This window comes from Vibrio sp. D401a (assembly GCF_030248515.1).
Taxonomy (GTDB): Bacteria; Pseudomonadota; Gammaproteobacteria; order Enterobacterales; family Vibrionaceae; genus Vibrio; species Vibrio rotiferianus.
The window spans coordinates 1-14383 of the sequence record NZ_JAHGAI010000007.1 but is presented as its reverse complement, the minus strand read 5'-3'; the positions used below and the strand labels follow the sequence as shown (position 1 = coordinate 14383).

13 protein-coding genes are annotated in these 14383 nt (G+C 46.0%); 7 read left to right on the top strand and 6 right to left on the bottom strand.

Going from position 1 to position 14383, the window contains the following annotated elements; genetic code table 11:
- Positions 1-126 precede the first annotated feature (126 nt).
- Positions 127-2193, bottom strand: coding sequence for a glycine--tRNA ligase subunit beta (glyS, locus tag KIV41_RS03925; RefSeq protein ID WP_005378875.1), 2067 nt, complete (start codon positions 2191-2193; stop codon positions 127-129).
- Positions 2194-2206: 13 nt separating this feature from the next.
- Positions 2207-3124 (bottom strand): glycine--tRNA ligase subunit alpha, encoded by a 918-nt coding sequence (gene glyQ, locus KIV41_RS03920; RefSeq protein WP_045421103.1) that lies wholly within the window; start codon positions 3122-3124, stop codon positions 2207-2209.
- A 483-nt stretch (positions 3125-3607) separates the two neighbouring features.
- Between glyQ and KIV41_RS03915 the strand changes: the two genes are divergently transcribed.
- Both KIV41_RS03915 and KIV41_RS03910 read left to right on the top strand, forming a co-directional pair.
- The gene (locus KIV41_RS03915) at positions 3608-4162 is read left to right on the top strand and encodes a TMEM165/GDT1 family protein (protein WP_010444803.1); all 555 of its coding nucleotides are present in this window, start codon (positions 3608-3610) and stop codon (positions 4160-4162) included.
- 160 nt (positions 4163-4322) lie between these two features.
- On the top strand, positions 4323-4583 hold the full coding sequence (locus tag KIV41_RS03910) for a hypothetical protein (protein WP_005426054.1): 261 nt from the start codon (positions 4323-4325) through the stop codon (positions 4581-4583).
- Between the two features lie 43 nt (positions 4584-4626).
- Here the strand turns inward: KIV41_RS03910 and tusA are convergent, their stop codons facing one another.
- Positions 4627-4875: a sulfurtransferase TusA gene (gene tusA, locus KIV41_RS03905; protein ID WP_010444805.1), complete on the bottom strand. Its 249-nt coding sequence runs from the start codon at positions 4873-4875 to the stop codon at positions 4627-4629.
- 132 nt (positions 4876-5007) lie between these two features.
- Here tusA and KIV41_RS03900 point away from each other — a divergent pair, with 132 nt between their 5' ends.
- Positions 5008-5190 carry a hypothetical protein gene (locus tag KIV41_RS03900; RefSeq protein ID WP_045386113.1) on the top strand — a complete coding sequence of 61 codons (183 nt, stop codon included), beginning with the start codon at positions 5008-5010 and terminating at the stop codon, positions 5188-5190.
- A gap of 167 nt (positions 5191-5357) precedes the next feature.
- Positions 5358-6299: a LysR family transcriptional regulator gene (locus KIV41_RS03895; RefSeq protein WP_010444807.1), complete on the top strand. Its 942-nt coding sequence runs from the start codon at positions 5358-5360 to the stop codon at positions 6297-6299.
- A gap of 73 nt (positions 6300-6372) precedes the next feature.
- On the opposite strand, the gene KIV41_RS03890 is transcribed toward KIV41_RS03895, so the two are convergent.
- The 3 genes from KIV41_RS03890 to fadB all read right to left on the bottom strand — a co-directional run bounded on the left by KIV41_RS03890 (position 6373) and on the right by fadB (position 10981).
- Positions 6373-7353, bottom strand: coding sequence for an MDR family oxidoreductase (locus KIV41_RS03890; protein ID WP_252041393.1), 981 nt, complete (start codon positions 7351-7353; stop codon positions 6373-6375).
- A gap of 266 nt (positions 7354-7619) precedes the next feature.
- Positions 7620-8795, bottom strand: a complete 1176-nt coding sequence (gene fadA, locus KIV41_RS03885) for an acetyl-CoA C-acyltransferase FadA (protein WP_252041395.1) — start codon at positions 8793-8795, stop codon at positions 7620-7622.
- A 14-nt stretch (positions 8796-8809) separates the two neighbouring features.
- Positions 8810-10981, bottom strand: coding sequence for a fatty acid oxidation complex subunit alpha FadB (gene fadB, locus KIV41_RS03880; protein WP_252041397.1), 2172 nt, complete (start codon positions 10979-10981; stop codon positions 8810-8812).
- Between the two features lie 267 nt (positions 10982-11248).
- On the opposite strand from fadB, the gene KIV41_RS03875 reads away from it, so the two are divergent.
- Genes KIV41_RS03875 through hemG form a run of 3 tightly spaced genes read left to right on the top strand, consistent with a single transcriptional unit; the run spans position 11249 to position 13913 of the window.
- Entirely contained in the window at positions 11249-11872 is a 624-nt protein-coding gene (locus KIV41_RS03875; RefSeq protein ID WP_038885255.1) for a YigZ family protein, read from the top strand.
- 46 nt (positions 11873-11918) lie between these two features.
- Complete coding sequence (locus KIV41_RS03870; RefSeq protein ID WP_038885256.1) at positions 11919-13376, top strand: TrkH family potassium uptake protein; 1458 nt, start codon at positions 11919-11921, stop codon at positions 13374-13376.
- A 9-nt stretch (positions 13377-13385) separates the two neighbouring features.
- Entirely contained in the window at positions 13386-13913 is a 528-nt protein-coding gene (gene hemG / locus KIV41_RS03865; RefSeq protein WP_252041399.1) for a menaquinone-dependent protoporphyrinogen IX dehydrogenase, read from the top strand.
- Positions 13914-14383 lie beyond the last annotated feature (470 nt).

The window sequence follows — 14383 nt, the reverse complement described above, 5'->3', positions numbered from 1 at the left end:
CTACAAATTTTAGTCTTGTTCACAAAATGAATAATAAGCGTCACCTTCATCGGTTTGAAGGCAACAAAAAAGGGAAGCATCTGCTTCCCTTTTAGTTATTTCTTAATCACTTCGAAGAGTAATGAATTACTTTTGAAGCAAAGAAATGTCTGCGATCTGTAGGAACAGGTTACGCAGGTTGTTCAGTAGTGTCAGACGGTTCTTCTTAAGTGCTTCGTCGTCTGCCATTACCATTACGTTATCAAAGAACGCATCAACTGGTTCACGTAGGTCAGCTAGCTTGCTTAGGGCTTCTTGGTAGTTACCTGTAGCAAATGCTGGCTCTAGCGCTTCCGTCATTACTTCAACGCTTTCTGCTAGTGCTTTCTCTGCGTCTTCTTGTAGAAGTGCTAGGTCGATGTCTGCTGCTAGTTCGCCGTCGAATTTCGCTAGGATGTTACCTACACGTTTGTTCGCTGCTGCTAGAGACTCAGCTGCTTCTAGTTCACGGAAGTGAGAAACCGCTTTAACTCGTTGATCGAAGTCTGCTGGTTTCGTCGGGCGACGCGCTAGAACCGCTTGAATGATGTCTACGCTGAAGCCTTCGTCTTGGTACCAAGCACGGAAACGACCAAGCATGAACTCGATAACGTCTTGTTCAACGTTGTCGTTGGTTAGGCGGTCGCCAAACAGTGACTTCGCTTTCGCTACTAGGTCAACAAGATCTAGGTTGTAGCCGTATTCAACGATGATACGTAGTACACCTAGAGATGCGCGGCGTAGTGCGAATGGGTCGCTGCCTTTAGGCGCTTGACCAATACCGAAGATACCTACGATAGTGTCTAGCTTGTCTGCCATTGCAACTGCAGTTGAAACGCCGTTAGATGGCAGTTCATCACCTGCGAAACGAGGCATGTATTGCTCGTTCAGTGCTACTGCAACTTCTTCTGCTTCACCGTCGTGGCGAGCATAGTGCATACCCATAACACCTTGAGTATCCGTGAATTCGAATACCATTGAGGTCATTAGGTCACATTTTGCTAGTAGACCAGCACGCTTTGATTTCTCAACGTCAGCACCGATTTGCTCAGCAATGTAGCCAGCAAGTTCAGTGATGCGGTCTGTTTTGTCTTTGATCGTACCCAGTTGCTTTTGGAAGATCGCTTGTTCCAGTTCTGGCAGACGGTCGATAAGCGGACGCTTACGGTCTGTGTTGAAGAAGAACTCTGCGTCTGCAAGACGAGGGCGAACTACTTTCTCGTTACCTTCGATTACGTAACGAGGCTCTTTTGATTCGATGTTCGATACGAAGATGAAGTTAGGTAGTAGCTTCTTGTTTTCATCGTAAACAGGGAAGTATTTTTGATCACCTTTCATGGTGTATACCAACGCTTCAGAAGGCACTTTTAGGAACTCTTCTTCAAACTTCGCTGTTAGTACCACTGGCCATTCAACCAGAGACGTTACTTCTTCTACTAGGTCATCTTCTAGGTCAGCGATACCGCCAACCGCTGCTGCCGCTTTTTGTGCGTCAGCTAGGATGATTGCTTTACGCGCTTCGTAATCTGCCATTACTTTACCGCGCTCTTCTAGGATCGCAGGGTATTGTTCAGCAGAATCGATAGTGAACTCTTGCTCACCCATGAAGCGGTGACCACGGATAGTGCGGTCTGAAGCGACACCAAGGATCTCGCCTTCGATTAGATCGCTGCCCATTAGCATGGTTAGCGTCTTAACTGGACGGATAAATTGAGTCGTTTTGTTACCCCAGCGCATTGGTTTTGCGATAGGTAGGTTTGCTAGTGCTTTCGCTGCAAGTTCAACTACGATCTCAGACGTTGGCTGACCTTTCACTTCTTGTTTGAAAAGTAGCCATTCACCTTTGTCTGTAACCATGCGTTCTGCTTGGTCAACCGTGATGCCACAACCGCGTGCCCAGCCTTGAGCCGCTTTTGTTGGGTTGCCTTCCGCGTCAAACGCTGCAGAAACCGCAGGACCACGTTTTTCAACAACTTTGTCAGACTGGCTGTCTGCTAGTGCTGCGACTTTAAGTGCAAGACGACGAGGTGCCGCGAACCATTTAACGCCTTCATGAGCAAGCTCAGCGCCTTTTAGTTCTGCTTCGAAGTTTGCTGCGAATGCTTCAGCTAGAGTGCGAAGTTGCGTTGGTGGTAGCTCTTCTGTACCTAGCTCGATTAGAAATTCTTTTGCCATGTTACTCTGCCCCTTACGCTTGTTCTTTCTTACACATTGGGAAGCCAAGAGCTTCACGCGATGCGTAGTATGCTTCTGCAACTGCTTTCGTCAGGTTGCGGATGCGTAGGATGTAACGTTGGCGTTCAGTTACTGAGATCGCTTTACGCGCGTCTAGTAGGTTGAATGCGTGACCAGCTTTTAGGATGCGCTCATAAGCAGGTAGTGGCAGTGGCTTTTCAAGCTCAAGCAGCTCTTTACACTCTTTCTCACACTGTTCGAAGAAACCAAATAGGAAGTCAACGTCTGCGTGCTCGAAGTTGTAAGTCGATTGCTCTACTTCGTTTTGGTGGAAGATATCACCGTAAGTCACTTTGCTGCCATCTGGTGCGATGTTCCAAGTAAGATCGTAAACCGAATCTACTTCTTGGATGTACATTGCTAGACGTTCGATACCGTAAGTGATCTCACCTGTTACTGGTTTACACTCAAGGCCGCCAACTTGCTGGAAGTAAGTGAACTGAGTCACTTCCATGCCGTTTAGCCAAACTTCCCAGCCTAGACCCCATGCGCCTAGTGTTGGGTTTTCCCAGTTGTCTTCTACGAAACGGATGTCGTGTACAAGTGGGTCAATACCAAGTACTTCTAGAGAACCTAAGTACAACTCTTGAATATTGTCTGGCGATGGTTTTAGCGCTACTTGGAATTGGTAGTAGTGCTGAAGGCGGTTAGGGTTTTCACCGTAACGACCATCAGTAGGACGACGTGAAGGTTGTACGTAAGCTGTAGACATTGGCTCTGGGCCAAGTGCTCGTAGACATGTCATTGGGTGAGAGGTACCCGCACCTACTTCCATATCTAGCGGTTGAACAATGGTGCAACCATTTTGAGCCCAATAATCCTGCAGCGCGAGGATCATTCCCTGGAAGGTTTTGATATCGTATTTTTGCATAAGTCAGGTTCGCGCGATTCTCTTATTACTTGTGAAGTCATCTCTATTGTTGGGTTTTCTAGCCTCAACAGTGAGGATTCAAAGTAATGACGGTTGAATAAAATAACGATCAAGTATACCCAGATATTGAGCATGGGAGTAGAGCTAATCTTGATTAATTCGTGGGCAATTTTCTCCTTTAATGGATTTTTACCGCTTTATCTGCTGAATTTTTCCTAAAAGGGAGTTTTCGCTGGCTTTCACTCTTGAGGTGGTAGGGAAACATGGCTAGAATTGCGCCTGTCTTTGGGGAGTAGCTTACTCGATGAAATGTCCGTTTCATCCGGTTCGTTCGTCAACATAATTGGTGCAAAATCACCATGGCGCTCGAGACTCATCAGCCTGATGGGTTTAGCAAGACCTTAGACAAATCATCACGAACCGGGGTGGGGCGTGAGGTTTGTCTATGGTTAAAAATAATTATCCCGCCCCAATGAGCATGTCGTGAGCGTTTTAGCTATTTCAATTACTACTGTAGCGTTAGCAGAAATTGGCGATAAGACCCAATTGCTATCTCTATTGCTTGCCAGTCGTTACCGCAAGCCAATCCCAATTATTGCAGCAATCTTTTTGGCAACGATTGCCAACCACGCTTTGGCTGCATGGTTAGGTGTGGTTGTGGCCGATTACCTTTCACCAGAAGTCCTTAAGTGGGTGCTAGTGGTCAGTTTTGTCGCTATGGCGGCTTGGGTACTGATCCCTGATAAGTTAGATGATGACGAGCAGATCTCTAACCGAGGCCCATTCATTGCGAGTTTTATTGCTTTCTTCGTTGCGGAGATTGGCGACAAAACTCAGATCGCCACTTCTATCTTGGGTGCGCAATACGCAGATGCATTGAGTTGGGTGATTCTTGGTACCACGATTGGTATGTTGCTTGCCAACGTTCCTGTGGTTTTAATCGGCAAACTCTCGGCGGATAAGATGCCTTTAGGGTTGATTCGTAAGGTGACCGCATTCCTGTTTATCGCGCTAGCTATCGGAGCGGCATTGTTCTGATTCATTGCACATAAAATGGTCTGAATTATCAATAACTAGTGAAGTAATGCGCGAGTTAAAACTCTGGCTCAAAATCATTCAAGACCGTGACGGGTGACATATTAGTGCCATACTTGTCATGGTACTTTAATGGTGTGAATGATGGCGAGAGGGCAAGTTTATGCTTACACGTTATATGGGGATGTCCCCAAAGAGTCAGAGTTATTTATTCACCTTTGGTTTGGCGCTGTGCTTGTTGGCGATGGTGCTGACTGATATGTGGTTGCCGATTGTGGCAGGGACCTTCATTCTTACCGGCTTAACGGTAGAAGCATGGATTCGGGTCGCGCATATTATTCCTATGCACGAAGAGATGCGTGCAATGAGAAAACAATTAAATAAGCTACAATCTGAAGTTCGCACACTAGAATACGATGAATAAACAAACGGCAGCCTTTGGGCTGCCGTTTTTGATCTTGCTGAGATTATTCCAAACCTTTCTTAATTAGATATTGGTATGGAAGCTGTTCTGTTTGCGCTGCAACCAACTGGTGGTCCATAAACCGACAGAAACTTGGGATATCTCGAGTCGTGGATGGGTCGTCTGCCTTTACCAGCAATACCTCACCATCTTGCATGTTTCGAATTGTCTTCCTGACCATCATTACTGGCTCTGGGCAGCGTAATCCTTCCGCCTCTAATGTCTTGGTCGCCAGTTCAGGATTAAAACTCATAATGTGATTCTCGTAACTAACTTAGCGGTGAATTTTACTTTCGTTGAAAAAATATTCAATAACCACTTGGCAAAGTGATTTTTTTGTTTTACCTTAAATTAACAATTTGGTAACAACTGGCAAGGAGAGACGATGTTAACAGCGTTAGACAGACTAACCATCTATTCGGTTTTATGTTTCATCTCGTTTTGTGCATTAGTGCTTCGAACGCCAGCTGAAACCTCATTGATGCCTCTTTTAGGCATGAGTGCAACCATTATTGGGATTTGGATTGAGATGCACAAATGGTCAGGTGCATCTGAGCAAGAAAATTAGCGCTTCTTGCTGTAATCGGAACCTATTGATATACCGCTCACCAAGTTTAACGACACTTCATTCCGACACTATCCCCATTTTTCTTGGGCTTCCCCGCTGAAAGGCGGGATTTTTTTTGCCTGAAGAGTACAATTTATCTAAATCCCCAACATGGTAAGTGGCAAATCGTGGAATTAGAAGACATCTACCGTAGAGATCTGAACTTATTGGTTGCACTACGTGTGTTGATTGAAGAGAGCAGCGTCAGTAAAGCCGCCACTCGTTTGAATTTGAGCCAATCGGCTATGAGTCGTGTGCTAGGGCGTTTACGTGATCTGCTTGGTGACCCACTGTTTACTCGCCAAGGTCAGCACTTGATCCCAACCCAGAAAGCGTTAGAGATTGATCGCTCTTTAGGTGAACCGCTGGAATCGCTGCGCCAATTACTTTCTCCACGTGAGTTTGATCCACGCAGTTGCGATCAGACGTTTACTATCGCCACGACCGATTACGCGATGCAAACCATTTTGCCTTTTGCTTTGCCGCGTATTTATCAAGAAGCACCGAATGTGTCGTTTAACTTCTTGCCGCTGCAACACGACCGCTTATCTGATCAATTAACATATGAAGGCGCGGACTTAGCGATTTGTCGTCCAACAGGTCCAGTGGAGCCATTACGCAGTGAAGTGTTAGGGCGAGTTGGTGTGTTGTGTCTGCTCTCTAAGCAGCATCCGCTAGCTGACAAAGAGATGAGTCTGGATGATTATCTCAGTCACCCGCATGCCATGATCGCCATCAGTGATGGGGTTAAAGCGCTGATTGAACAAGCGCTCGTGGAGAAGCCGCAACGTCAAATGGTATTACGCGCTTATCACTTGGAAGCGGCGCTGGCGATTGTTGATACTTTACCAATCATCATTACCGTACCAGCCGATTTAGCGTACTTGGTTGCTGATCGTTATGACTTGGTGGTGAAGCCATTACCATTCCAATTCACGCCGTTTGAATATTCGATGATTTGGCATGCTCGTTGCGAGCACTCTCCCGCTCAAGAATGGTTGCGTGCGGTGGTTCGAGAAGAATGTAGCCGTCTTATTGCCAAACGAATTGAAGATATGGGATTGGACTAATTTTTCCTAAAATCCAAATAGCAAAAAGCCGGGTGATGACCCGGCTTTGTTTATTCTATTAAAGAGTTAATGCTTATAGCTTGATAACCACGCGACCAGTTACTTGACCATTTGTGATGTCTTCAGCGTATTTTGGTGCTTCTGCTAGCTCTACCTCAGTACAAGCTTGTTCGAAGTAGCTGTCTGGTAGTAGCTCAACCAATTTTTCCCATGCTGCAGTACGTTTTTCAAATGGGCATGAAACAGAATCCACACCTTGTAGACGAACGTTACGTAGAATGAACGGCATCACTGTGGTTGGTAGATCGAAGCCACCTGCAAGACCGCAAGCCGCAACTGCACTGTTGTAATCCATTTGCGCCAATACTTTTGCTAGTACTTTGCTGCCCACAGTATCAACCGCACCTGCCCATACTTGTTTTTCAAGCGGACGTGCTGGCTCTTCAAATTCAACACGGTCGATGATGCGACTAGCACCTAGCTTTTCCAGTAGCGGACCATTTTGTTCAACACGACCTGTCACGGCTGCCACTTTGTAGCCAAGCTGTGCTAGAAGCGTTACGGCTACTGAGCCTACACCGCCACTTGCGCCAGTTACTAGGATTTCGCCATTTTCAGGTTTGATGCCTGCATCAAGCAGTGCTTGAACACATAGCATGCCAGTGAAGCCAGCAGTACCCACCATCATTGCTTTCTTGCTGTCCAGACCTTTTGGTAGTGGTACTAGCCAATCCGCTTTTAGACGAGCACGTTGAGACATACCGCCCCAATGGTTTTCACCTACACCCCAACCAGTAAGAACAACTTTGTCGCCTGCTTGGTAGCGCTCGTCTTCTGAGCTTACTACCGTACCTGCTAGGTCAATACCCGGCACCATCGGGAAGTTACGGATGATTTTACCTTTACCTGTAATTGCAAGACCGTCTTTGTAGTTCAACGATGAGTAATCAACGTCAATCAGAACGTCGCCTTCAGGCAGTTGTGTTTCATCGATTTTCTCGATGCTAGCGATAGTACGTTTGTCTTCTTGATTTAGAACTAGAGCATTAAACATAAGGTTCTCCGATTGTGCGGTAGCGTGACTCTGGGTCACATGCAGCAAGATATCAACTGCTGCTAAGTGTATGTCTTCTTTGTCTATGAATAAAATGAAACTTGAGCATTTAATGTATGCTTTTTGTGCATGTAAGCAATGTTTAGCGTAAAACAAAGGGCGACATCAGATGTCGCCCTTAAGTGTAATACTAAAAAATTTCAGTATTGGTTCATTTGCTCGTGACTGTTGAATTGATCACTACAACCTAGCGTTTCTTAAACAGACTATGGTCGTTCAAATACAGTCGCAATACCCTGACCTAAACCAATACACATGGTTGCGAGACCGTATTTCGCATCTTTCGCTTCCATTAGGTTGATTAACGTCGTTGAGATACGTGAGCCAGAACAACCAAGCGGGTGACCCAATGCAATCGCACCACCGTTAAGGTTGACCTTCTCATCCATCACATCAAGTAGCCCCAAGTCTTTAGCACATGGTAGAGACTGCGCGGCAAATGCTTCGTTTAGCTCAACCACATCCATATCTTCAATTGAAAGACCTGCACGCTTGAGCGCTTTTTGCGTCGCAGGTACAGGACCGTAACCCATAATAGAAGGATCGCAGCCCGCAATGGCCATACCTTTAATGCGTGCACGAATCTTCAAACCAAGCTCATTGGCTTTTTCTTCGCTCATGATCAACATCGCTGATGCACCATCAGACAGCGCCGATGATGTTCCGGCTGTTACTGTGCCGTTGGCTGGGTCGAAAACAGGACGAAGTTGAGACAGACCTTCAACGGATGTTTCAGGGCGAATCACTTCATCGTAATCCAGAGTGAACAGCGTGCCGTCAGCCGCATGACCTTGAATTGGTAGGATTTCGTTTTTAAAACGCCCCTCTACGGTTGCAGCATGTGCACGAGCATGAGAACGCGCAGCAAACTCGTCTTGTTGCTCACGGCTAATGCCATGCAGCTTACCAAGCATTTCTGCTGTTAAGCCCATCATGCCTGCTGCCTTTGCAACTGTCTTTGACATGCCAGGGTGGAAGTCCACGCCGTGGTTCATTGGTACGTGTCCCATGTGCTCAACACCACCAATTAGGCAGATTTCAGCGTCACCCGTCATGATGGCACGTGTACCGTCGTGAAGCGCTTGCATTGATGAACCACACAAGCGGTTCACCGTCACGGCGCCAATCTCAATTGGTAGGCCAGCAAGCAGCGCTGCATTACGAGCAACGTTAAAGCCTTGCTCTAGTGTTTGTTGTACACAGCCCCAGTAGATATCTTCAATCTCACTTGGGTTCACCTGTGGGTTACGCGCAAGAATGCCCTTCATCAGGCGCGCAGATAGATCTTCTGCTCGAGTATGACGGAAAGCACCACCTTTAGAGCGACCCATTGGAGTACGTAGACAATCGACTACGACAACATTTCTTGTTTGATTAGTCATTTTAGAATCCCTCCTTAGATAGAACCTTGCTGTTGTGCACCGTAAAAGCTTTCACCTTTCGCCGCCATATCAATCAGCATCTGTGGTACTTGGTACATAGCACCAAGTTCTGAGTATTGTTTTGCCATTGCAACAAACTCAGCAATACCTACGCTATCTAGGTAGCGGAATACGCCGCCGCGGAATGGAGGGAAACCAAGACCGTAAACCAATGCCATATCCGCTTCTTGTGGAGTGGCAATGATGCCTTCTTGTAGACACAGTACCACTTCGTTGATCATCGGAATCATCATACGTTGAATGATGGTCTGATCGTCAAAGTCCTGCTTATCGGCACAAACGTCAGCGAGTACCGGCAAGATTTCTTCAGAGAAGGTTTTCTTAGGCTTACCTTTTCTATCAATGGTGTAGCTGTAGAAGCCATTGCCATTCTTCTGGCCGTATTTATCTGCTTCGAACAGCGCATCTATTGCGTCACGACCTTGTTTGCCCATACGCTCAGGGAAGCCTTGTGCCATAACGGCTTGTGCGTGGTGAGCAGTATCAATACCAACAACATCGAGCAAGTATGCAGGTCCCATTGGCCAGCCAAACTTACGTTCCATGATTTTGTCGATTTTCGTAAAGTCAGCACCATCGCGAAGTAGCATGCTGAAGCCACCAAAGTATGGGAACAATACGCGGTTTACAAAGAACCCAGGACAGTCATTAACGACAATTGGTGATTTGCCCATTTTCGCTGCGTAGGCAACAACACGATTGATGGTTTCATCAGAGGTATGTTCACCACGAATGATCTCAACAAGAGGCATGCGGTGCACAGGGTTGAAGAAGTGCATGCCACAGAAGTTTTCTGGGCGTTTCAGCGATTTTGCCAACAGGTTGATAGGAATTGTCGAGGTGTTTGAGGTGATAACCGTGTCTTCACTGACATGCGATTCGACTTCACTCAAAACTGCTGCTTTTACTTTCGGGTTTTCTACTACGGCTTCAACAATCACGTCTGATTCTTCGATGCCTGCGTAATGTAGACTCGGTGTAATAGACGCTAAAATACCAGCCATCTTAAAGCCATCAATACGACCACGAGATAAGCGTTTATTCAGCAGCTTAGATGCTTCAGTCATGCCTAAATCGAGTGAAGGTTGCGCGATGTCTTTCATTAACACCGGCACGCCTTTTAATGCAGATTGGTAAGCGATGCCGCCGCCCATTATACCTGCACCAAGTACAGCTGCACGTTGCGTGTCTTTACTCGCTGACTTAGCTGATTTTTTAGCAAGCCCTTTGATGTATTGGTCGTTGAGGAATAAACCAACCAGTGATTTTGCTTCTTCAGACTTAGCCAGTTTTACGAAGTGCTTACGTTCAATGTCGAGTGCTTCGTTACGAGCAAAGCGAGCACCCTCTTCAATAGTAATAACGGCTGTCATTGGAGCAGGGTAGTGAGGACCTGCTTTTTGTGCCACTAGACCCTTCGCCATGGTAAAGCTCATCATTGATTCGAGCTTACTTAGCGTAAGTGGTGATGTCTTTTGCTTACGACGAGCTTGCCAGTCCAACTTCTCGTTGATTGCCGAGGTCAGTGTCTTGAGTGCTGATTCGTAAAGTGCGTCGTTATCGACAACCGCATCCAGAAGACCAATCTTTAATGCCTCATCCGCACGACACGCTTTACCTTGTGTGATCACTTCCATCGCACTGTCGGCACCGATAACACGTGGCAGACGTACACAACCACCAAAGCCCGGCATGATGCCTAATTTTGTCTCTGGTAGACCGATGCTGGTGGTCTTGTCACCAATTCGCATGTCAGTCGCAAGCACGCACTCACAACCGCCACCTAACGTGTGACCTTTTAGTACCGAGATAGTCGGGACCGGTAAGTCTTCCAGCTTGTTAAAGATGCTGTTAGCAAATTGCAGCCACTGATCGAGCTCAGCGTCTGTCTTTGCAAAAAGTCCTAAGAATTCGGTGATATCAGCGCCAACAATGAACGCGTCTTTATCTGAGGTGAGCATCAAGCCCTTCAGTCCTTGGTGTGCTTTTAGTGCATCAAGGGCCTTGTCGAGTGACTCTAGTGTCGCTAGGTCGAGCTTGTTAACGGATTTTGGAGAGCAGAAGCTAAGCTCTGCAATGCCATCTTGTACTTCCTTTACCTGTAGGGTTTCGGCTTGGTAAATCATTGTCTATCTCCATGACATACAATCTTGGATTGTCTGTATACCGATTTGATGCGGGCTGAGCGCCTGTAGGGCAACAAATAGATATAGAGGAAAGTCGTTATATTTTTATTCTGGTTTGACCAGTGGAGTTAGTTTGGACCTCGGATTGGTTAATTTCAATACATTTTTTAAACAAGTGTTTAACATTGTGCGCTGGTGCAGATCTTATGCGACTCACAATTCCGTCTCGTGATAGACTTTGAACAAAGAGAAAAGTGACCTAATCCTATGAATGACCTGCCTTATCTGATTCCTGCCCAGCCCACTCAATTTGAAGAAGAGATCAAAAAGAGTGTCTTTATTACTTACTTAGCTCATACGCCCAGCGTGGAAGCTGCGAAGGCATTCGTTGAGCAGATCAAAACCAAACACTCTGATGCAAGGCATAACTGCTGGGGATTTGTTGCTGGTCGACCAGAAGATTCGATGAAGTGGGGCTTTAGTGATGATGGAGAGCCATCAGGGACGGCTGGTAAACCGATCCTCGCTCAGCTGTCTGGCTCTGGAGTTGGTGAGATCACCGCGGTGGTTACTCGATATTCTGGCGGCATCAAGCTTGGTACGGGTGGTTTGGTCAAAGCTTATGGTGGTGGTGTGCAACAAGCGCTCAAGCTGCTTCAAACTATTGAGAAAAAAATAACCACAAAACTCCGACTAGAGTTAGACTATGGGTTTATGCCTATCGCACAGTCACTCATGCCCCAGTTTGGCGCGGTTGAAGTGGATGCTGAATACAGCGATCAGGTGGTATTAGTGGTGGAAATTGAGCTACGTGAAGTGAGCGCGTTTACCCAAGCTATCATCAACAAAAGTGGTGCAAAGGCAGTTGTCACCCCACTAGACGGACAATAATGAAAAATAGGAAGCCACAGGGACAGCTTCGCTAGTCAATCAATCCATGCAATTTCGTTCAATTATTCGAATCGTCGGGCTATTGCTCGCACTTTTTAGTGTCACAATGCTCGCGCCTGCGCTAGTTGCGCTTATCTATCGAGATGGTGCGGGTGTACCATTTGTCACGACTTTCTTCGTGCTTTTATTGTGTGGTGGGATATGTTGGTTCCCAAACCGCAGGCATAAGCATGAGCTAAAAGCGCGTGATGGCTTTCTTATAGTGGTTCTTTTCTGGACTGTACTTGGTAGTGCAGGCTCTATCCCTTTTCTGATCTCAGATAATCCCAATATATCTGTGACTGATGCATTTTTTGAGTCTTTCTCTGCCTTAACGACTACTGGCGCGACGGTTATTGTCGGACTGGACGAACTACCAAAAGCGATTCTCTTTTATCGCCAGCTTCTACAGTGGTTTGGTGGTATGGGTATCATCGTATTGGCGGTAGCGATTCTTCCAGTTCTTGGTATCGGTGGTATGCAGCTGTATCGAGCTGAAATACCGGGTCCAGTCAAAGACACCAAGATGACTCCACGTATTGCAGAAACAGCAAAAGCGCTGTGGTACATCTACTTAAGTTTGACCATCGCGTGTGCTGTGGCGTTTTGGTTGGCGGGCATGACGCCATTTGATGCCATCAGTCACAGCTTCTCAACCATTGCCATCGGTGGTTTCTCTACCCACGATGCCAGCATGGGCTATTTCGATAGCTATGCGATTAACATGATTACCGTTGTCTTCTTGTTGATTTCGGCATGTAACTACTCTTTGCACTTCGCCGCATTTGCGTCTGGCGGCGTGCATCCTAAATATTATTGGAAAGATCCAGAGTTCCGCGCCTTCATCTTTATACAAGTTGTCCTGTTTTTAGTGTGCTTCTTATTATTATTGAACCACCACTCGTATGACTCGCCATATGACGCTTTTGATCAGGCGCTCTTCCAAACCGTGTCTATATCTACAACTGCAGGTTTTACAACGACCGGCTTTGCTGATTGGCCATTGTTCTTACCAGTGTTGCTATTGTTCTCTTCTTTTATAGGTGGCTGTGCTGGTTCGACAGGCGGCGGCATGAAAGTGATCCGTATTTTGCTACTGACCTTACAAGGTGCGCGTGAGCTAAAGCGTTTGGTTCACCCGCGTGCGGTTTACACCATCAAAGTGGGTGGTAGTGCGCTACCGCAACGTGTTGTTGATGCGGTGTGGGGATTCTTCTCTGCATATGCACTGGTATTTGTGGTTTGTATGTTGGGTTTGATTGCAACTGGGATGGACGAGCTAAGTGCGTTCTCGGCAGTGGCGGCAACTCTAAACAACCTCGGCCCAGGTTTGGGGGAAGTGGCACTTCACTTTGGTGACGTGAATGACAAAGCAAAATGGGTATTGATTGTTTCTATGCTGTTTGGCCGCTTGGAAATCTTTACCTTACTTATTCTACTTACGCCGACGTTTTGGCGTAGCTAAGGGGAAATCGTGGCAAAAGCGTTATTTCTATACTCTTCCCGTGAAGGGCAGACAAGAAAAATTCTTCACTATATAGATGAGCAACTACCAGACTTCGATTGCGAGCTGGTGGATTTACATAATGTAGAGGCGATGGATTTTAGCCAATACGACAGAGTACTGATCGGAGCTTCTATTCGTTATGGCCACCTTAATAAGAAGCTATACCAGTTTATTGAGCGAAACTTGGGTCAACTAGAGCAAAGTAAAGTGGCGTTTTTCTGCGTAAACCTAACTGCTCGTAAAGAAGACCAAGGAAAGGATACTCCAGAAGGCAGTGCTTATATTCGCAAGTTCCTAATTAAGTCACCTTGGAAGCCAACGTTAATAGGTGTGTTCGCTGGTGCGCTTTATTACCCACGTTATAGTTGGTTCGACAAAACCATGATTAAGTTTATTATGTCGATGACAGGTGGTGAAACCGATACAACCAAAGAAGTTGAATACACCAATTGGGAAAAAGTGGCTCTTTTCGCAGATAAATTCAAAGAACTGTAGAAATAACGTGCTCTTTTGACTGCTTTTGATGAAATTTTGCCCGAACAATAAAAAAATCAAAAAAAACGTCAAAAAGGGCTTGCCAATGTGATCGCAATCTCTATAATGCCACCTCGCTGACACGGCAACGCTTCGAAAGAAACGAGGTTGAGTTAGCAAGCCAATTAGCCAAGCGGAAACGCTTGAAAAAAGTTTGAAAAAAGTGATTGACACTAAACTTTAACTCGCTAAAATGGCCGTCCGATTTGAGCAAAGCTCAATAGGAAAGCTCTTTAACAATATAGACCTATCAATCTGTGTGGGCACTCGTTGATGATAATCCAATTAGAAACTTCGGTTTCAAATTAGGTTTCAATGATACGAAGTGACCATTGAATCGAAAGATTCAGCACAGTCAATTCAAACATTACTTATGTAATGTTCAGTATTCATTGAGCCGACAAAATCTTAAATTGAAGAGTTTGATCATG

Excerpts from the sequence above, each read along its gene's own strand:
- fadB (WP_252041397.1), bottom strand. The coding sequence starts at position 10,981 with ATGATTTACCAAGCCGAAACCCTACAGGTAAAGGAAGTACAAGATGGC.
- KIV41_RS03900 (WP_045386113.1), top strand. The coding sequence starts at position 5,008 with ATGTTAACAGCGTTAGACAGACTAACCATCTATTCGGTTTTATGTTTC.
- glyS (WP_005378875.1), bottom strand. The coding sequence starts at position 2,193 with ATGGCAAAAGAATTTCTAATCGAGCTAGGTACAGAAGAGCTACCACCA.
- KIV41_RS03870 (WP_038885256.1), top strand. The coding sequence starts at position 11,919 with ATGCAATTTCGTTCAATTATTCGAATCGTCGGGCTATTGCTCGCACTT.
- KIV41_RS03910 (WP_005426054.1), top strand. The coding sequence starts at position 4,323 with ATGCTTACACGTTATATGGGGATGTCCCCAAAGAGTCAGAGTTATTTA.
- KIV41_RS03890 (WP_252041393.1), bottom strand. The coding sequence starts at position 7,353 with ATGTTTAATGCTCTAGTTCTAAATCAAGAAGACAAACGTACTATCGCT.
- fadA (WP_252041395.1), bottom strand. The coding sequence starts at position 8,795 with ATGACTAATCAAACAAGAAATGTTGTCGTAGTCGATTGTCTACGTACT.
- KIV41_RS03875 (WP_038885255.1), top strand. The coding sequence starts at position 11,249 with ATGAATGACCTGCCTTATCTGATTCCTGCCCAGCCCACTCAATTTGAA.
- tusA (WP_010444805.1), bottom strand. The coding sequence starts at position 4,875 with ATGAGTTTTAATCCTGAACTGGCGACCAAGACATTAGAGGCGGAAGGA.
- glyQ (WP_045421103.1), bottom strand. The coding sequence starts at position 3,124 with ATGCAAAAATACGATATCAAAACCTTCCAGGGAATGATCCTCGCGCTG.